This is a genomic window from Rhodanobacter soli, assembly GCF_039523495.1.
Classification (GTDB): domain Bacteria; phylum Pseudomonadota; class Gammaproteobacteria; order Xanthomonadales; family Rhodanobacteraceae; genus Rhodanobacter; species Rhodanobacter soli.
Genome location: NZ_BAAAFK010000001.1, coordinates 2504050 through 2520245, shown reverse-complemented (window position 1 = coordinate 2520245; position 16196 = coordinate 2504050). Strand labels below are relative to the sequence as shown.

The following is a 16196-nucleotide window of genomic DNA, read 5'->3' as shown; positions in this document are numbered from 1 at the left end:
CCCGGCGATCTTGCTTCAATAGCCCCACGTGAACAAGGGGATCAGCATGGCTTGCGGCGTTGTCACCGGCAACAGCCGAGGCACTGACACGCACGGTGCAACACCGAGAATAACGCGAAAGCTCAAGGCAAAAGCGTCATGCGTCTGGGCTTGATCGGAAGTTTCTTACGGAATTGTTAGCGCGCATGAAGCATTCAGGCCTTCTTGGCTGAGGCAGCTGCAACTAACGCACCCATTCTTGCTTTTCTTTCCTCTCTGCCTACGTACCACTCCTTTAGGAGAGTTTCGATCAATCCAATCAGGAGCTCAGCTTCCTGTGGATCAACGTCAACGAGAAAATTGATGTCCCTTTCCATATGAGCGCCAATGTTTCCTAGCTTTCGGAGTGCATCAATAGCATCCCAAGTGAGCGGATCGACCCGATCCTTAATTTGGTCGATCTCATCGACAAGCCGGCCAGATTTTACTTTCCAGAAATCTCGCAAGATTCCTTGAAGACATCGTCGGGATAAGGTAGCCGAGGCTTTGGGGCTCAGCTCCCTGATGTAACAGGCCTCTTGATAGTCGTTGAGAATCGTCTTGGGAACATATGATGGGAAGCTTTGTGCGCTGGACGACGGAACAAGATTCCACGTTTGAACAATCTGACCAAGAACTTCGTTGCCTTGGTTACTTCGGCTTTCACGCAAGGTCGCGGTCAAGGTGAACTTTCGACAGTCGGGGTTTGGGCAAACGATAAAGGTTGAAATCAGACTACGACGCCCATCTGCGTTCTCTTGGTACAGCGTATGCCGGTCAGTGGTGGTCCGACCTTCCGTGATGGTCACAGCCCGGTCGCAGTGTGGGCATGTCCAGTTGAAGTCACGCATTAAATTCCCCTGAGCGCTAACGCTAAGTAGATTTCAAATTGCAGTCTAATCCTGCAGCCTATCCCGTGTCGGCGGTGTCACTTTTCCGGTCGTCGCTTTTTGAATCAATACTTTGGCTTGCCATGCGCAGCCTGACGCCGCAGCCTGATCCCGCAGTGTTTCGGCGCACCTTTTGCGTCACTTCGCTTCAACGCCCCGCAAGAACCCGATCAGCCCATCGAAGTAAACCTGCTGGTCGTCATACATCGCCATGTGGCTCCCCTTCGGGCACAGCAAAAACTGCCCGTGCGGAAGCTTCTTCGCCATGCCGGCCATGTACTTCGGGTCCATGGTGTCGTGCTGGGCGCCGATCACCAGGGTGGGCACGGTGATGCGGTGGAGGTCCTTGCTGCGGTCCCAGTTCAGCAGGCGGCCGCTGGCGCCGAGTTCGCTGGGGCCCTGCATCAGGGTGTAGATCTGCTGGTTGATGTGGCCGAACGAACGGGTCACCGGTTCGGGCCACTGCGATTCGGGCATGCGCAGCACGTGTTGCTCGTAGTGCATCGGGCCGAGGGTGGCCATGTAGCGCGGGTCGTCAGTGCGGTGTTCGGCTTCCAGCTTCTGCACTTCGGCGAGCTGTTTCTGATCCATTGCCGGCATCAGCACCTTGTGTGCGTAGTCGTTGTAGGCGGGGATCGAGTCGACCATGTTGGAGATCACCAGACACTTCAGGTGCTGCTGGTATTTCAGCGCGTACTCGATGGCGAGCACGCCGCCCCAGGAGTGGCCGAGCAGGCAGAAGTTGTCCTTGTCCAGGTGCAGCGCCTGGCGCACCTGTTCCACTTCGTCGACGTAGCGGTCGATGGTCCACAACGAATTGTCTTTCGGCTGGTCGCTGTAGGCCGAGCCGAGCTGATCGTAGTAGTAGTACTCGATGCCGGCACCGGGGAAGTAGCTGTCGAACGCCTCGAAGTATTCGTGGGTGGCGCCGGGGCCGCCGTGCAGCAGCAGCACCTTCAGCTTCGGGTTGTTGCCGATGCGCTTGGTCCAGACGTGGAAGGTGCCCTTGGGTGTGGTGATCGGGATCATCTTGACGCCGCCGGCAAGCACGTCGTCGTGGTCGCTGTGGTCGAAGTAGCCTGAGCCGGGCGTGGTGGCGCTGGCCATGGCGGCGGTGGCGAGCAGGGCCAAGCCGGCCAGCAAGGTGGCGATGCGACGCTTCATCGGTATTCCCCAGGTGCAAGGTCAGATCGAACTATGCGGCGCGGTCGCGCTGCCGGCAACCGGCGGGCAGCGCGCGCGGTTTCAGCGTGGCACGCGATAGCCGCCGGGCACGCCGTGCGGGCTCAGGGTGAGCTGCCACAGCTGGTCGCGGCGGCTGCGGAACACCGCGGCGGAGACGGCGAGGTAGTAGCGCCACATGCGCCGGAAGCGTTCGTCGTAGCTCGCCGGCAGGCTGGGCCAGGCGGCCTCGACGTTGGCACGCCAGGCGGTCAGGGTGCGGTCGTAGTCGGCGCCGAAGTTGTGCCAGTCCTCGACCACGAACAGGTCTTCCAGCGCGGCCGCGACCTGGCTGGCGGCGGGGATCACCGAGTTCGGGAAGATGTATTTCTCGATCCACGGATCGGTCTGCGCCGGTGCGCTGTTGCTGCCGATGCAATGCAGCAGCGACAGGCCGTCGTCCTTCAGGCAGCGGCGCACGGTTTCGAAATACGCGCGGTAGTTCTTGCCGCCGACGTGCTCGAACATGCCCAGCGAGTACACCGCGTCGAAATGCTCCTCGACGTCGTGGTAGTCCTGCAGGCGGATCTCGATCGGCAGACCGGCGCACAGCTCGCGCGCGTAATCGGCCTGCTGCTGCGACACGGTGATGCCGACGCCTTCGACGCCGTAGCGCTCGGCCGCGTACTTCAGTGCCTCGCCCCAGCCGCAGCCGATGTCGAGCACGCGCTGGCCGGTCTTCAGCTGCAGCTTGCGGCAGACCAGGTCGAGCTTGGCCGCCTGCGCGTCGTCGAGGTTGTCGGCCTTGGCCCAGTAGCCGCAGGAATACACCAGGCGCTTGCCCAGCATGGCGTGGAACAGGTCGTTGCCGAGGTCGTAGTGGGCCTTGCCGATCTCGAACGCGCGCTCGCCGCGCTGCAGGTTGATGAAGCGCGCCTTGAGGTGGGCGAGCAGGGTGTCGAGCGTCTTCAGTTCCTGGTCCAGCCCGGCGGTGAGCAGGCGGGTGCACATCGCGGGCAGGTCGTCGGCGTCCCACCAGCCGTCCATGTAGGCCTCGCCCAGGCCCAGCGAACCGTGCGCGAACACGCGGGCGTACAGGCGTTCGTCGTGCACGCGCAGGTCGATCGGGGCATCGCCGTCGATGTGGATGCCGGCCTGTTCGAGCAGTTCGCTGGCGCGATTTTTCAGATCGTCCTGGCTCATGCGTCGTTCTCGCGGTGGGTGGAATCGTGGCGGTCAGTCGCCGCCGAGCACGGCAAAGCTTGCCGGCGAACGTGCATACGTCGCGTCGACGCCGGCGCTGCGCACCAGCTGCAGCAGCAACTCGGCCTGGTCCTCGCGCAGCAGGAATTCGATCTTGACCGGCAGGTCGTCGGCCAGCTCGAAGAACTGCTCTTCGTGCAGCACGCCGTGGCGGCCGAAGCCGGCGATCGCGCGAAACACCGAGCCGCCGCCCAGGCCATGGGCCCGGGCCTGTTCCAGCAGCCATTCGGACAGCAGCATGCCGTCGTGCTTCGCGCGCGAGTGGCAGTAGAAATACAGGTGCACGCCGTGCTGCAGGGTTTCCTGGTTCATGCGCTGCTCCCGGTTCAGTGCCGCAGCAGGCTGCGGGTGAGGAAGATGCCAAGCACGGTCATCGCCAGCGAGCCGGCCAGGTGCGCCGCCACGTGGCCGCTGAACCACAGGTACTGCTGGCGCAGCAGCAGGGTGGCCGACTCGGCCGAGAAGGTGGAGAACGTGGTCAGCCCGCCGAGGAAGCCGGTGAATACGAACAGCCGCAGTGCCGGCGACAGCGCCTGGAAATGATCGAACAGGCCCATCACGCAGCCCATCAGCAGGCCGCCGACGAGGTTGGCGGCCAGCGTGCCCAGCGGCAGGGTGGGAAACAGCGGGTTGAGCAGGATGCCCAGCCCCCAGCGCAGCCAGCAGCCCAGGGCGCCGCCGACGCCGATTGCCACAAATCCGTTCCAGCCCACGTGCGCGCCTCCTGACAAGGAAAGTGTCCGGTTGCCGCGGGCAGGCGCGCCTGCACCACCGGGAGCCGGGGGAGCAGGCATCATCAACCTCAACGATGGGCGAGAGGTGGTTTGTTTCGGGAAGGCCGCAAGCCTTCGCGAAACGGGAGGCATGCCATCTCCCGAGTGGGCATCCTAGTGGATGCGCCGGCCCCGTCGTCAAGCGCGGCGATCGTTATACTTGCCGGCCCCGTCGACGCCGTTGCCCGCCATGAACCCAATCCATCGCCCCGTGCGCCGCAGCCTGCCATGGCTGCTGGCCGCGCTGTCGATGATCGGGCCGTTCTCGATCGACGCGGTGTTCCCGGCGTTTCCGCTGGTCGGTGCGCGCTTCGACGTGGATGCCGCGGCGCTGCAGCAGCTGATCAGCGTATACCTGATCACGTATGCCGCGATGAGCCTGTTCCACGGCGCGATCTCCGATGCGATCGGGCGCAAGCCGGTGATCATCGCCGGCATGCTGGTGTATGCGCTGGCCTCGGTGGGCGCGGCGATGTCCACTTCGTTCGCGATGCTGCTGGCCTGCCGCGGCCTGCAGGGCATGTGCGCCGGCGCCGGCCTGGTGGTGGGGCGGGCGGTGATCCGTGACAGCCTGGAAGGGCCGGCCGCGCAACGGCTGATGTCGCAGGTGATGATGATCTTCGGGGTGGCGCCGGTGATCGCGCCGATGATCGGCGCGTTGCTGCTGCCGCTGGGCGGCTGGCACGGCATCTTCTGGTTGCTGGCAGGGTTCACCGTGCTGCTGGCGCTGGCCCTGCAGCTGTTCCTGGACGAAACCCATCCGCCGGCGCGGCGCATCCGCTTTGCGCCGCGGCCGCTGCTGGCCGGCTACCTGTCGTTCGGCCGCGACCGGCGGTTCTGGCCGCTGCTGGTGGCCAGCTCGGTCAACTTCGCCGGGCTGTTCCTGTACATCGCCTCGGCGCCGCGCATCGTGCGCGAACTGCTGCAGCTGTCGGCGCAGGGTTTTCCGTGGCTGTTCATGCCGGTGGTGGTCGGCCTGATCGGCGGCGCCTGGCTGTCCGGGCGGATGGCCGAGCGGCGCAGTGCGAAGTTCACGGTGAGCCTGGGTTACGCGGTGATGCTGCTGGCCTGTGCGGCGCACCTGCTGCTGGCGCTGGTGTACCCCGCGCCGCGGCTGCCGTGGTCGATGCTGCCGCTGATCCTGCACGGTGTCGGTGTGCAGCTGGCGTTCCCCACCCTCACGCTGTTGCTGCTGGATCGGTTTCCGCACCATCGCGGCGGGATTTCCTCGGTGCAGGCGTTTGCCAGCCTGCTGCTGTGCAGCTTCGTGGCCGGGGTGATGTCGCCGCTGCTGTCGGTCAGCATGCTGCATCTGGCGCTCGGCGCGTCGACGTTGACCCTGGTCGGCGTGCTGGCGTGGTGGTGGTACCACGGCGTGACCCGCCAACTGGTGCAGCCGGCCGCCGGTGCCGAGACGGCGATGATGCAGGCGGAGATCACCGAGCCGCGCTGAGGACCGGTGCGGGATCGAGGGTGACCGGAGTTACGCCGGCGCCCCCGGCTGGGGCGCGGGGTTCTGCACCACGGCATCTGCCGAGATCAGCACGGTGGCGGCGGCCAGTGCCCGCACCAGCGACGGCGAACGGTAGCTGGCGTCGGCGAGCCAGCGCTGCCACACCGAGTCGTCGACCTTTTCGTTGACGCCGGTGCCCAGCGTGCGATCGATCGGTGACTTGAATTCCTTGTAGAGGCCGCTCATGAATTCCGCGTACGAGTTGCGCGGCACGCCGCTGTCGGCATCGACCGTGGGGACCAGCAGCTTGCTGCAGGCCATGCCGGCGTCGATCGCCTTGCGCTGCAGCCACGCCAGCGTCAGGTCGGGCAGCGGATCGGGCTTGCGCCCGGCGCCGTCGCAGTCGTTGCCGCCGCCGACGTCGGAGTGCGAGCCGATGAACCAGCGTTGCTCGATCTCGATCTGTTCGAGCTTCTTCGAGGTGAGGGTTTCGCCGGGCTTCAGCGTGAACGGGTTGCGCGTCCACACCGTGGGCGCGAAGTCGGCGCGGTGCTCGTCCAGTGCCAGCGCCTGGTACGCGTACTTCACGATCTTGCTGAGCTCGGTGTCGTGGAACCGGTAGCGCGAGCGGGCGTACGGGAACCACGAGGCGGTGTCCGGAATGCCGAGCGAGCCGACGGTGTCCCACACGCCAATGAAGTGGATGTCGATCACGGTTGAATGGCTGGCGCGGAACTCCACCGCGACCGGGTCGTCGGGTTTGCTGCCAGTGTCGCGATAGAAATCGTAGGCGGCGAAGACGTCGGCCTTGGCCACGCTGCCGTGCGTGTCGCAGCGAAGCAGGCCGCATTTGCGGATCAGTCCGCCGAGACTGCGTGCGCTATAGGCGCCGCGACTGAAGCCGAACAGGTAGAGCCGGTCGCCGGGTTGCCAGGTCTCGCACAGCCAGCGGTAGCCATCGATCACATGGTCGGACAGGCCGTAGCCGAACGCGCCGCCGAGCAGGTGGGTGATGCCGCGCTTCACGCCGACACCGGGAATATAGTTGACCAGTTGCGGGTTGCCGTCGGCATCGTGCGGCGCGATCAGCTGGCGCAGGCGTTCCACGTTGGTGTTCGACTCGGGCTTGTTCCAGGTGCCGTCGAACAGCAGCACGAGCTTGCGTATGGCCATGGTCCCCCTCCAGCGCGGCGCGTCGGGTTGCCGACGGCAACTCTAGGCTGCAACCCGGGAGGGAACCAGTGCCGGACAAGGCGCAAGCGGCGTAGGCTGCAGGTTTCGTCATCGTCAGCGGGTGTGTGGATGGACAGACAAGTACAGGTTGACAGGGCGCAGGCGTTCCGACAGATGCACGATCGCGCGGCGATCCTGTTGTTGCCGAATGCCTGGGATGCGGGCAGCGCGCGGCTGTTCGCGCGACGCCGCTTTGCGGCGATCGCCACCACCAGTGCCGGCGTGGCCTGGTCGCTCGGTTACGCCGACGGCGAACAGGCACCGCTGGCCGAGGTGCTGGCGGCGATCGCGCGGATCACGCGGGTGGTCGAGCTGCCGGTGACGGCGGATATCGAGACCGGCTACGGCGAGGCACCAGCGGACGTGGCCGCCACGGTGCGGGCAGTGATCGCGACCGGCGCAGTGGGCATCAACCTGGAAGACGGGCGACCCGGCCACGGCCCGCTGCGGCCGGTCGACGAGGCCGCGGCGCGGATCCGTGCCGCACGCGAGGCAGCCGATGCGGCTGGCGTGCCGATCGTGATCAACGCACGGGTGGACAACTGGATGCAGCACGATGCCGCCGCTCCGGCCGAACGACTGGCCGATGCCGTGCAGCGCGCGCAAGCCTATCTGGCGGCGGGCGCCGATGGCATCTATCCGATCGGACTGGACGATCGCGCCACGCTGGCTGCGCTGGCGCGGGCGGTCGACGCCCCGATCAATGTGGCCGCCGGACCCGGCATGCCGGACCTGGCCGAGCTGGCCCGGCTCGGAGTGGCCCGCGTGAGCACGGCCACGCGTTTCGCCACGCTGGCGATGGCGGCCGTGGATCACGCTGCCGCGGCGATGCTCGAGAGTGGCCGCTTCGACAGCCTGGCGTCTGCGTTCACCTATGCGGATGCACAACAGCTGTTCGTGCAGCCATGACATTCACCCACTGGAGGTTTCGATGACGAAGAGTCGTGTTGATTACAGGAAGGCCGCGCCCGACGCGTTCAAGGCGATGCTGGCGCTGGAGGCCGGCGTGCACCGCACCGGTCTGGAGCCTTCGCTGATCGAACTGGTGAAGATGCGTGTCTCGCAGATCAATGGCTGTGCCTATTGCCTGGACATGCACAGCAAGGATGCGCGTGCCGCCGGCGAGACCGAGCAGCGGTTGTACCTGCTGTCGGCATGGCGCGAGGCGCCGTTCTACACGGACCGCGAACGCGCGGCACTGAACTGGGCCGAGGCGGTCACGCAGGTTGCGACGAACGATCTGCCCGACGCGCTGTACGACGAGGTGCGCACGCAGTTCGACGAGAAGGGCATGGTCGAGCTGACCCTGGCCATCATTGCCATCAATGGCTGGAACCGCCTGGCGATCGGGTTTCGCGCCGAGGTGGGCGGCTACGTGGCGAAGGCGGCGGACTGAGCATGGCACTGGCAGTGTTCCGTCGAATACCGGCGTCGGCTTTCGCGCAACGGATGTTCGCGCATGCCTGACCGCCACGTGGCGTTGGATCGCGCGTTCTACCGGCGCGATCCGCGCGAGGTCGCGCCCGACCTGCTGAACAAGATCCTGCTGAGCGCGGACGGCCGCAGCGGTCGCATCGTGGAAACCGAGGCCTACTGCGGGCCGATGGATCCGGCCGCGCACTCCTGGCGCGGCCGCACGGCACGCAATGCGACGATGTTCGGTGCGCCGGGCTTGCTCTATGTGTATTTCACCTATGGCATGCACTGGTGCTGCAACCCGGTCTGCGGCGAGGAGGGCGAAGGCGTCGCGGTGTTGTTGCGTGCATTGGCGCCACTGACCGGGCTGCCCGCGATGCGTGCGGCGCGAACGAGCTGTCGCAGCGACCGCGACTTGTGCCGTGGGCCGGCGCGGCTGTGCCAGGCACTGGGCATCGACCGCGCGCAGGACGGCATCGACCTGGTCGGAGGCGTCGGCGGACTCAGCATCGTCGACGACGGCACGCCGCCACCCGCGGTGCCCGTGGCGACGACGCGCGTGGGCATCACCCGTGCGACCGACGAACCCTGGCGCTGGTACGTGCCAGGCGATGCGCACGTCTCGCGCCGCTGAACCGGGCGTCGTGGTTACCGCGGCGGCAACATGAAGTTGACGACGGCTTGATCGCGCCGGGCACACGGTAGCGGCGGATCATTCCTTCAGCTGCGGAGCCCGAGCCATGCCGTACTCATCCATCAGCGAGCTGCCCGATGCCGTGCGCGACCACCTGCCGAAACACGGGCAGGAGATCTACAAGGAGGCGTTCAACAGCGCCTGGAGCGAGTACGCCGACAAGGACGAGCGCCGCGGCGACGAATCGCGCGAGGAGGCCGCGCACAAGGTGGCCTGGGCGGCGGTGAAGAAGAAGTACAGCAAGGGTGCCGACGGCGACTGGCACGCCAAGTAGCAGCCTCAGAGCAGGCCGCGTTGCATGAGAAACCGGCGTGCCTCGTCTGCATCCTGTTCGAACCACACGCGCGTCGAGCCGAGCCGGAACGTGTAGCCCCAGGCGTCCATGTCGGCCATCAGGCGCTCGCGCCCGACGCCGGGAAGTTCGTCGGCCAGCACGATCTGCAGGTAGCAGGTGGCGTCTTCTTCCTCGATCGAGTCGGTGGCGTCGGTATGGACGTCTGGACGTCTTTCCGGCGGCAGCACGATCAGATGGCCGGCCTCGTGCAGCAGCGAATGCACCGGGGTGTCGTCACGGGCGTAGACGATGGTGCCGATGATGCCGGCCTCCTCGTCGCCCCAGAAGCTGCCGGGAATCGGTTCGCCCGGCGCCACGCGTTGAAGCTGCAGGCCGAAGCGGCCGAGCAGGGCGGCCGGCGCGTCGAATCCGACCTGGCCCACGCGCATCACGCTCGCGGCCGGGTCGCCGGAGACGGGAGAAGAAGTGTCGGGGTGCATGGCCGTGCGCGGCGGGCGCGGATGACTTCGGTAGGAAAGGGAGCCGGACGACGCGAGGTCGCCCGGCGGTCGGGTTGTCGGCGGCCGCTCAGCCGGTCTTGGCTGCGCTCTTGGCGGCCAGTTTGCCTTCCGGCAGGGTGACCGAAAGTTCGAGGATCTCGTGGCCGCTGTCGCGCTCGAAGTTGATGTTGATCGCCTCGAGGTCGACGTGGACGTATTTCTTGATCACTTCGAGCAGTTCGTTGCGCATCATCGGCAGGTAATCCGGTGCGCCACGGGTGGAGCGCTCCTGCGCCACGATGATGCGCAGGCGCTCGCGTGCCACCGTGGCGGTGGCTTCGGGCTTGCGCTTCAGGAAATCGAGAATACCCATCGTGATCAACCTCCGAACACGCGCTGGAGAAAGCCCTTCTTGGGCACGTCGATGAAGCGCAACGGGCGCTCTTCGCCGAGGATGCGGGCCACCGTGTCGCCGTAGGCCTGGCCCGCCAGTGAATTGGCGTCGACGATCACCGGGATGCCGTTGTTGGAGGCGGTCAGCACGTTCTCCGATTCGGGGATCACGCCGACCACCTCGATGCCGAGGATCTCCTCGACGTCCTTGACGCTGAGCATCTCGCCGATCGCCACGCGTGCCGGGTTGTAGCGGGTCAGCAGCAGGTGCTGGATGACTGGGGTCTCGCCGCGCTCGGCGCGCCGGGTCTTGCTGGCGAGCAGGCCGAGGATGCGGTCGGAATCGCGCACCGAGGAGACTTCCGGGTTGACCACCACCATCGCGTGGTCGGCAAAGTACATTGCCAGGTGGGCACCCTTCTCGATGCCGGCCGGTGAGTCGCAGACGACGTAGTCGAAATCCATGTCGGACAGGCCGTCGAGCACCTTCTCGACGCCTTCCAGGGTCAGCGCGTCCTTGTCGCGGGTCTGGCTGGCGGCCAGCACGTACAGGTTGTCGTAGCGCTTGTCCTTGATCAGCGACTGCTTCAGCGTGGCTTCGCCGTGCACGACGTTGACGAAGTCGTACACCACGCGCCGCTCGCAGCCCATGATCAGGTCGAGATTGCGCAGGCCGACGTCGAAGTCGATGACGGCGGTTTTCTTGCCGGCCATGGCCAGGCCGGTGGCGAGCGAGGCGCTGGTCGTCGTCTTGCCGACGCCGCCTTTGCCGGAGGTGACAACGATAATCTCAGCAGTCAAGGGCCCATCTCCGCATGGTTGTTTTTGTTGTAGGTGATTACAGCTTGGCGATCAACAGCTTGTCGCCTTCGAGCCAGCATTGCACGGACTGGCCCTCGAGGTCGTCAGGAATCTGCTCGAACACGCGATATTGCCCGGCGATCGCCACCAGCTCGGCGCGGAAGTCGGAGACGAAGATGCGCGCCTTCGCGTCGCCCTGCGCGCCGGCCATGGCGCGGCCGCGCAAGCCGCCGTAGATATGGATGTTGCCGTCGGCAATCACTTCGGCGCCGTTGGCGACGGCACCGGTGATGATCAGGTCGCGGTCGCGTGCGTAGATCTGCTGGCCCGAGCGCACCGAGCCGGCATGGTGCTGGGCGCCCTGCATGCTGCCGGGCGGCGGCGCGGACAGGATCGGCTCGGGCTGCACCGCCGGGGCGGGTTCGGCGCGCGGGGCCGGTTCGGCGGCGCGTGCGCTGCCCTGGGCTGGCTCGTAGGCGGCGCGGAACTTGGCGATCAGCGGCAGGCCCATGCGCTTGGCCAGTGCCTCGGTCTCGCTGGTGCCGTAGGCCAGGCCCACCGGCAGCATGCCGGCGCTGCGCACGGCTTCGAGCAAGGCATCGACCGCGCCGTCGTCGGGCAGGTCGAGCAGGTGGCTCAGGTCCAGTACCACCGCGGCGCGGGTAAACATCTGCGGGGCGGCGCGCACGCGGCGTTCGAGTTCGTCGCACAGCGCGGCGGCGTCGACCCGACGCACGCGCACGCAGGCAATACCGACCTGGCCGAAGCGCAGATCGCAGGCGTCGGTTGTATCCATTTTTACATTCATGGGCGCCGCTCTCCGGCGAGGCGGCGCGGGGTGGAGTCGTGCAGGGCAGGACGCTCGCGTTCGGCCAGCCACGGTACGTCGGGCAGGCCGCCGTGTTCGAGCCAGGTGTCGCGGACGTAGGCGTAGCTGGGCAGGTCGCGGGCCAGCAGGCTGACCTGCGGGCCGTGTTCGCCCATGCGTTGCTGGCCGACTTCCTGGAAACCGTAGGTGCCGTGGAACAGCACCACCACGTCGTCGCGCGGCTCCAGGAACACCTCGCAGGCGAGCAGCGGCACGCGCACCTCGGCGTAGCTGTGCACGTCGCAATAGAAGATGCGGCCCAGGCCGTGGCGGCGGTAGGCGTTGGCGATCACGATGCGATCGATGTAGACGAACTGCGGGTAGTGTTCGGCAAACCAGCGGTAGTTCGGGCTGTCGTAGTCGCTGCCTTCGCGCAGCGCGATCAGGAACCCGGCCAGGTGGCCGTCGATCTCGGCCACGCGGAAATACTCGGCGTGCTCGTGGAAGTAGCGCAACTGGGCTATATCGAGGGCGAGGATGGAGCGACCGGCAGCGTTGTTGAGCGCCAGTACGGCATCCAGGTCGTGCTCGCGCACGTCGCGGATGGCAAGGGCCATTCGTTGCTCCGCAATGATGGAATCGGGGACGAGGTCGGACAGCAGCCTCGCGCAATGGCGCATTATGACATGCGGCCGTGGCCCTTACATCTCGCAAGGGCACATGTAAAAGCTTCGTAAAGCCGTGGCCGGATTTGCGCCCGGCCATGACTTCTCGCGCATTGCGCGAAACGCCCGCACGGCCAATGATGCGGGTATGCGCTGGCCTTTCTTCAACCATATCCGCCTGCTTCGCTATGCGGGCTTCTTCACCTACCTGTCGGTGGGGACGCCGCTGATCACGAACTGGGCCACCGAACGGCTGAGCCAGTTGCAGCGGCCGAACTTCTCGTTGCTGCTGTGGACGCTGTGTTATCTGGTCTTCGGCCTGATGTACTGGCTGCTGACCAGCAACCTCGGCTCGCGCCGCTATCCGGTGTTGAAGCTGCTCGGGTTGACCCTGATGACGGCAGCGGCGGTGGCGGTGGGCTGGTACAGCCACAGCGGCCTGTCGGCGATGCTGATGGTGGTTGCCTCGCTGGTGCTGCCGTGGCTGCTGCCGTTCTGGCTGGCTGCGTTCTGGCTGGTGCTGCAGCACCTGAGCCTGGTGGCGATCTTCGCCACCTTCCCCGAGTACGACCACAGCATTGCGCTGGGTTTCCTGCAGGCCAGCATCTACCTGGGCATTTCGGTGCTGGTGTTCGTGACCTCGACGGTCGCCAGCCAGCAGGCCGAGCAGCGCGAGGTGCAGCGCCGGCTGAACTCCGAGCTGCGCGCCACCCGTGCCCTGCTGGCCGAGTCCAGCCGGATCGCCGAGCGCATGCGCATCGCGCGCGACCTGCACGATCTGATCGGCCATCATCTGACCGCGCTGAGCCTGAACCTGGAGGTGGCCAGCCACCTCACCAACGAGGCGGCCGGCACGCACGTGCGCAAGGCGCAGAGCACGGCCAAGCTGCTGCTGACCGACGTGCGCGAGGTGGTCAGCGAGTTGCGCCAGGACGATGCGATCGACCTGACCCAGGCGCTGCGCAGCCTCACCGAGGGCGTGCCCGGTCTGAACGTGCACGTGGTCATGCCGCCGCGCTTCAGCGTGGAGGACCCGCGCCGCGCCCAGGTGCTGCTGCGCTGTGCCCAGGAAATCATCACCAACACCGCCAAGCACGCCGGCGCGCGCAACCTGTGGCTGAACTTCGCCTATGCCGGGGAAAACCTGCTCGGCCTGCATGCGCGCGACGATGGTCGCGGCGCCGAGAATGTCGAGCCGGGCAATGGCCTGTCCGGCATGCGCGAGCGACTGGCCGAATTCGGCGGCAGCGTGACGCTGGAAACCGGGCTGAGCCAGGGTTTTGCACTGACCGTGCGGCTGCCGCTGGGCGAGCACACCGCGCTGGCGCACGCGCCGACGCGGTTTGAGCCGCCGGCGCTGAATGTGTCGTAATCTTGGCGGCCCGCGCTGGAGCGCGAAGTGCGCCGGTGTTGGCAGTGGCCCAGCCCGCCAGCTGTCAGTATCAGTTCCTGAAGACATGTTTGCCCGAGGATCCGCGATGATTTCCGTTTGTCTCGTCGACGACCAGAATCTGGTGCGCCAGGGCGTTCGCTCGCTGCTGGACCTGGCTGAAGATATCCGCGTGGTGGCCGAGTGCGCCGACGGCGCCCAGGCCGTGCAGGACATTCCGCGGATCAAGCCGGACGTGGTGCTGCTGGACCTGCGCATGCCGAACATGAGCGGGCTGGAAGTACTGCAGGCGTTGTCCGCCCGCAACGAGCTGCCGCCGACCATCATCCTGACCACCTTCGACGACGACCAGCTGGTGCTGCAGGGGCTCAAGGCCGGCGCGCGCGGCTACCTGCTGAAGGACGTCTCGCTGGAGCAACTGGTCGAGGCCGTGCGCACCGTAGCCGGCGGCGGCTCGCTGGTGGCGCCGATGGTCACCCAGCGCCTGATGGCCGGCGTGGCGCGGATGCAGAACAATTTCACCAGCCTGGAGCAGCCCGACCCGCTGACCGAGCGCGAGACCGAGATCCTGCGGCTGCTGTCCGGCGGCTACAGCAACAAGGAAATCGCCAACTCGCTGAAGGTGGCCGAGGGCACGGTGAAAAACCACGTTTCCAACATCCTGTCCAAGCTCGGCGTGCGCGACCGCACCCGTGCCGTGCTGAAAGCGCTGGAAATGGGCATCGTCTGAAACAGGCCGGGGGCTGGCCCCGCATCGTCGTCGCAGAGCCCCGCTGCAGGCTGCTTTTGGCCTTCCGGATGAGGCAATGCCGGCGATGGCGTTCCAGCCCGTGAGCAAGTAACATCCGTTGCTTCGGCGTTTGCCGACCCCCTGCCATGGCCTTCGGAGCGAACCCCGGGCGGGCCCGCGCGGACGGCTGGGGAACACTATCTAGGTATGGCGTAAAGACGCTTCGGAGAACTCTGGAATGATGCGTGTCTTTGAATTTCTTGTTGCCCTGGTCATCGTTGCGGTCATCGGTGTCCTGGCGGCTGTGGTCATGCCCGGCAGCGGTCATGTGGAACGCCAGCTGGTCATCGGCAAGGACATGCGGCAGGTCTATGACGTGCTCGACAACTACCGCCGGCTGCCGGATTACTCGGTACTGCGCGCGTTCGATCCGAACATCCAGTTCAACTTCTCCGGCAAGTCGTACGGCCCGGGTGCCGAGATCAGCTGGGCCAGCACCGACCCCAAGGTCGGCAACGGCGGCCTGACCATCGCCAGCGCCACGCCGGAATTCGACAAGATCGACAGCAACACCAAGAGCGCCAGCATCGTCTGGAACCTGGACAACAGCTGGCGCGGCCTGGACAAGCATTTCACGCTGGACCTGGAGCGCCAGGGCAGCCGCGGACAGCTGACCCAGGTCACCTGGTCGTATGACGTGTCCTACGGCTGGAACCTGATCAACCGCTTCGCCAACCTGTACATCCACGGCGATCCCGACTCGTTCATCCAGTTCAGCCTGAACAACCTGCAGAACGTGTTGGCCGGCGTGCCGAACATCGACTACAGCCAGCTGATCCCGTACATCGCGCAGACCCAGCCGACCCCCGTGCTGCTGGTGTCCACCTCGATCCAGCGCAAGGACGGCATGGAGGCCGTGGAAGACGCCGTGGTCAAGGCGAACGCCGAGATCCAGGCGGCTGCCAAGAAGCTCGGCGTGAACATCACCGGCTCGCGGATCCTGATCACCACCAACTATGGCGACCAGACCTACAGCTTCGACGTGGCGTTCCCGATCGACTCCAGCACGCTGACCATCAACGGCCAGAGCGAACAGCTGACCGCGGCGACCCCGCCGGCGCTGGATGCCTCCGGCGCGCCGGCCGAGGCCAGCAGCGCGGCCGCAGCCGCGGATGCCAGCGTCGCTGTCGGCAGCCGCGACCGCTACGGTCGGCTGGTGGTGGACGGCAACGTGCGTGCCACGCTGGCTTTCGGCGGCGCGGCGCTGAAGGGTGTATGGAACGGCACTTTTGCCGGCGTGCCGCAGACCCGCGACATGCTCAAGGCCTATGCGCAGACCCACGGCTACAAGTACGACGACGTGGTCAACCGCGCCTACGACGTGATCGCCACGCCGGAAGTGAAGGACGCAGGCGGCAACATCACCACGTACGCGAAGTACAACGTGTTCCTGCCGATCACCAACGCGCCGGAACAGACCCCGGAGCAGGAAGCCGGCCTGCAGCCGCCGACGCTCGAAGAGGCGCCGGCCGCATCGGGTTCGGCACCGGCAGCGGCCAGCAGCGCTGCCGCGCCGGCCGAGGCAGCCAGCGCCGGCGAATAAGCCGGGCACCGCTGCAGCACGTCGAGAGGCCCTTCCATCCGGAAGGGCCTTTTCTTTTCAGGCCGCGGGCCGGCGTCTTGCGGTACATTGCAGGGCGATCCGCGGCGTCGGTCAGCGGACCTGCCCGCGCT

The 16196-nt window shown here is 66.2% G+C and carries 19 protein-coding genes and 1 riboswitch; of the genes, 8 read left to right on the top strand and 11 right to left on the bottom strand.

Features of this window, described 5'->3' with window-relative positions:
• Positions 1 to 194 precede the first annotated feature (194 nt).
• From ABD024_RS11570 to crcB, 5 genes are all read right to left on the bottom strand, one after another.
• A complete protein-coding gene (locus ABD024_RS11570) occupies positions 195 to 869 on the bottom strand; it encodes a DUF4145 domain-containing protein (protein WP_343852739.1) in 675 nt (224 codons plus the stop codon).
• 177 nt (positions 870 to 1046) lie between these two features.
• Complete coding sequence (locus tag ABD024_RS11565; RefSeq protein WP_343852737.1) at positions 1047 to 2072, bottom strand: proline iminopeptidase-family hydrolase; 1026 nt, start codon at positions 2070 to 2072, stop codon at positions 1047 to 1049.
• An 81-nt stretch (positions 2073 to 2153) separates the two neighbouring features.
• On the bottom strand, positions 2154 to 3272 hold the full coding sequence (gene cfa / locus ABD024_RS11560) for a cyclopropane fatty acyl phospholipid synthase (protein WP_343852735.1): 1119 nt from the start codon (positions 3270 to 3272) through the stop codon (positions 2154 to 2156).
• 33 nt (positions 3273 to 3305) lie between these two features.
• On the bottom strand, positions 3306 to 3644 hold the full coding sequence (locus ABD024_RS11555; protein WP_343852733.1) for a DUF190 domain-containing protein: 339 nt from the start codon (positions 3642 to 3644) through the stop codon (positions 3306 to 3308).
• 14 nt (positions 3645 to 3658) lie between these two features.
• Positions 3659 to 4045, bottom strand: a complete 387-nt coding sequence (gene crcB / locus ABD024_RS11550; RefSeq protein ID WP_343852731.1) for a fluoride efflux transporter CrcB — start codon at positions 4043 to 4045, stop codon at positions 3659 to 3661.
• Positions 4046 to 4112: 67 nt separating this feature from the next.
• Positions 4113 to 4216: riboswitch (Fluoride riboswitch) on the bottom strand.
• A gap of 79 nt (positions 4217 to 4295) precedes the next feature.
• On the opposite strand from crcB, the gene ABD024_RS11545 reads away from it, so the two are divergent.
• Positions 4296 to 5558 (top strand): multidrug effflux MFS transporter, encoded by a 1263-nt coding sequence (locus ABD024_RS11545; RefSeq protein WP_343852727.1) that lies wholly within the window; start codon positions 4296 to 4298, stop codon positions 5556 to 5558.
• Positions 5559 to 5588: 30 nt separating this feature from the next.
• Here the strand turns inward: ABD024_RS11545 and ABD024_RS11540 are convergent, their stop codons facing one another.
• The gene (locus tag ABD024_RS11540) at positions 5589 to 6731 is read right to left on the bottom strand and encodes a DUF2235 domain-containing protein (protein WP_343852725.1); all 1143 of its coding nucleotides are present in this window, start codon (positions 6729 to 6731) and stop codon (positions 5589 to 5591) included.
• A gap of 174 nt (positions 6732 to 6905) precedes the next feature.
• On the opposite strand from ABD024_RS11540, the gene ABD024_RS11535 reads away from it, so the two are divergent.
• The 4 genes from ABD024_RS11535 to chaB all read left to right on the top strand — a co-directional run bounded on the left by ABD024_RS11535 (position 6906) and on the right by chaB (position 9175).
• Complete coding sequence (locus ABD024_RS11535) at positions 6906 to 7700, top strand: isocitrate lyase/PEP mutase family protein (RefSeq protein ID WP_343852723.1); 795 nt, start codon at positions 6906 to 6908, stop codon at positions 7698 to 7700.
• Between the two features lie 22 nt (positions 7701 to 7722).
• Complete coding sequence (locus ABD024_RS11530; RefSeq protein WP_343852721.1) at positions 7723 to 8187, top strand: carboxymuconolactone decarboxylase family protein; 465 nt, start codon at positions 7723 to 7725, stop codon at positions 8185 to 8187.
• 63 nt (positions 8188 to 8250) lie between these two features.
• A complete protein-coding gene (locus ABD024_RS11525) occupies positions 8251 to 8841 on the top strand; it encodes a DNA-3-methyladenine glycosylase (protein ID WP_343852719.1) in 591 nt (196 codons plus the stop codon).
• Between the two features lie 106 nt (positions 8842 to 8947).
• Positions 8948 to 9175: a putative cation transport regulator ChaB gene (chaB, locus tag ABD024_RS11520; RefSeq protein ID WP_343852717.1), complete on the top strand. Its 228-nt coding sequence runs from the start codon at positions 8948 to 8950 to the stop codon at positions 9173 to 9175.
• 5 nt (positions 9176 to 9180) lie between these two features.
• Here chaB and ABD024_RS11515 read toward each other — a convergent pair whose 3' ends face one another.
• The 5 genes from ABD024_RS11515 to ABD024_RS11495 form a co-directional block, all read right to left on the bottom strand.
• Positions 9181 to 9675, bottom strand: coding sequence for a hypothetical protein (locus ABD024_RS11515; protein WP_343852715.1), 495 nt, complete (start codon positions 9673 to 9675; stop codon positions 9181 to 9183).
• Between the two features lie 88 nt (positions 9676 to 9763).
• Positions 9764 to 10048 (bottom strand): cell division topological specificity factor MinE, encoded by a 285-nt coding sequence (gene minE / locus ABD024_RS11510; protein ID WP_343852714.1) that lies wholly within the window; start codon positions 10046 to 10048, stop codon positions 9764 to 9766.
• Positions 10049 to 10053: 5 nt separating this feature from the next.
• Complete coding sequence (gene minD / locus ABD024_RS11505; RefSeq protein ID WP_343852712.1) at positions 10054 to 10869, bottom strand: septum site-determining protein MinD; 816 nt, start codon at positions 10867 to 10869, stop codon at positions 10054 to 10056.
• Between the two features lie 37 nt (positions 10870 to 10906).
• The gene (minC, locus tag ABD024_RS11500) at positions 10907 to 11677 is read right to left on the bottom strand and encodes a septum site-determining protein MinC (RefSeq protein WP_343852710.1); all 771 of its coding nucleotides are present in this window, start codon (positions 11675 to 11677) and stop codon (positions 10907 to 10909) included.
• On the bottom strand, positions 11674 to 12294 hold the full coding sequence (locus tag ABD024_RS11495) for a GNAT family N-acetyltransferase (protein ID WP_343852708.1): 621 nt from the start codon (positions 12292 to 12294) through the stop codon (positions 11674 to 11676). Before ABD024_RS11495 ends, minC begins: the two co-directional genes overlap by 4 nt.
• A gap of 196 nt (positions 12295 to 12490) precedes the next feature.
• On the opposite strand from ABD024_RS11495, the gene ABD024_RS11490 reads away from it, so the two are divergent.
• From ABD024_RS11490 to ABD024_RS11480, 3 genes are all read left to right on the top strand, one after another.
• A complete protein-coding gene (locus ABD024_RS11490; RefSeq protein ID WP_343852706.1) occupies positions 12491 to 13714 on the top strand; it encodes a sensor histidine kinase in 1224 nt (407 codons plus the stop codon).
• Positions 13715 to 13820: 106 nt separating this feature from the next.
• Positions 13821 to 14462, top strand: a complete 642-nt coding sequence (locus tag ABD024_RS11485) for a response regulator (protein ID WP_056384664.1) — start codon at positions 13821 to 13823, stop codon at positions 14460 to 14462.
• A gap of 238 nt (positions 14463 to 14700) precedes the next feature.
• On the top strand, positions 14701 to 16065 hold the full coding sequence (locus ABD024_RS11480; protein ID WP_343852703.1) for an SRPBCC family protein: 1365 nt from the start codon (positions 14701 to 14703) through the stop codon (positions 16063 to 16065).
• Positions 16066 to 16196 lie beyond the last annotated feature (131 nt).

Coding starts and splice junctions, on each gene's coding strand:
- ABD024_RS11540 (WP_343852725.1), bottom strand. CDS start 6,731: ATGGCCATACGCAAGCTCGTGCTGCTGTTCGACGGCACCTGGAACAAG.
- cfa (WP_343852735.1), bottom strand. CDS start 3,272: ATGAGCCAGGACGATCTGAAAAATCGCGCCAGCGAACTGCTCGAACAG.
- ABD024_RS11515 (WP_343852715.1), bottom strand. CDS start 9,675: ATGCACCCCGACACTTCTTCTCCCGTCTCCGGCGACCCGGCCGCGAGC.
- ABD024_RS11525 (WP_343852719.1), top strand. CDS start 8,251: ATGCCTGACCGCCACGTGGCGTTGGATCGCGCGTTCTACCGGCGCGAT.
- ABD024_RS11485 (WP_056384664.1), top strand. CDS start 13,821: ATGATTTCCGTTTGTCTCGTCGACGACCAGAATCTGGTGCGCCAGGGC.
- ABD024_RS11565 (WP_343852737.1), bottom strand. CDS start 2,072: ATGAAGCGTCGCATCGCCACCTTGCTGGCCGGCTTGGCCCTGCTCGCC.
- ABD024_RS11555 (WP_343852733.1), bottom strand. CDS start 3,644: ATGAACCAGGAAACCCTGCAGCACGGCGTGCACCTGTATTTCTACTGC.
- minC (WP_343852710.1), bottom strand. CDS start 11,677: ATGAATGTAAAAATGGATACAACCGACGCCTGCGATCTGCGCTTCGGC.
- ABD024_RS11530 (WP_343852721.1), top strand. CDS start 7,723: ATGACGAAGAGTCGTGTTGATTACAGGAAGGCCGCGCCCGACGCGTTC.
- ABD024_RS11535 (WP_343852723.1), top strand. CDS start 6,906: ATGCACGATCGCGCGGCGATCCTGTTGTTGCCGAATGCCTGGGATGCG.
- ABD024_RS11495 (WP_343852708.1), bottom strand. CDS start 12,294: ATGGCCCTTGCCATCCGCGACGTGCGCGAGCACGACCTGGATGCCGTA.
- ABD024_RS11545 (WP_343852727.1), top strand. CDS start 4,296: ATGAACCCAATCCATCGCCCCGTGCGCCGCAGCCTGCCATGGCTGCTG.
- ABD024_RS11490 (WP_343852706.1), top strand. CDS start 12,491: ATGCGCTGGCCTTTCTTCAACCATATCCGCCTGCTTCGCTATGCGGGC.
- chaB (WP_343852717.1), top strand. CDS start 8,948: ATGCCGTACTCATCCATCAGCGAGCTGCCCGATGCCGTGCGCGACCAC.
- minE (WP_343852714.1), bottom strand. CDS start 10,048: ATGGGTATTCTCGATTTCCTGAAGCGCAAGCCCGAAGCCACCGCCACG.
- ABD024_RS11570 (WP_343852739.1), bottom strand. CDS start 869: ATGCGTGACTTCAACTGGACATGCCCACACTGCGACCGGGCTGTGACC.
- ABD024_RS11480 (WP_343852703.1), top strand. CDS start 14,701: ATGATGCGTGTCTTTGAATTTCTTGTTGCCCTGGTCATCGTTGCGGTC.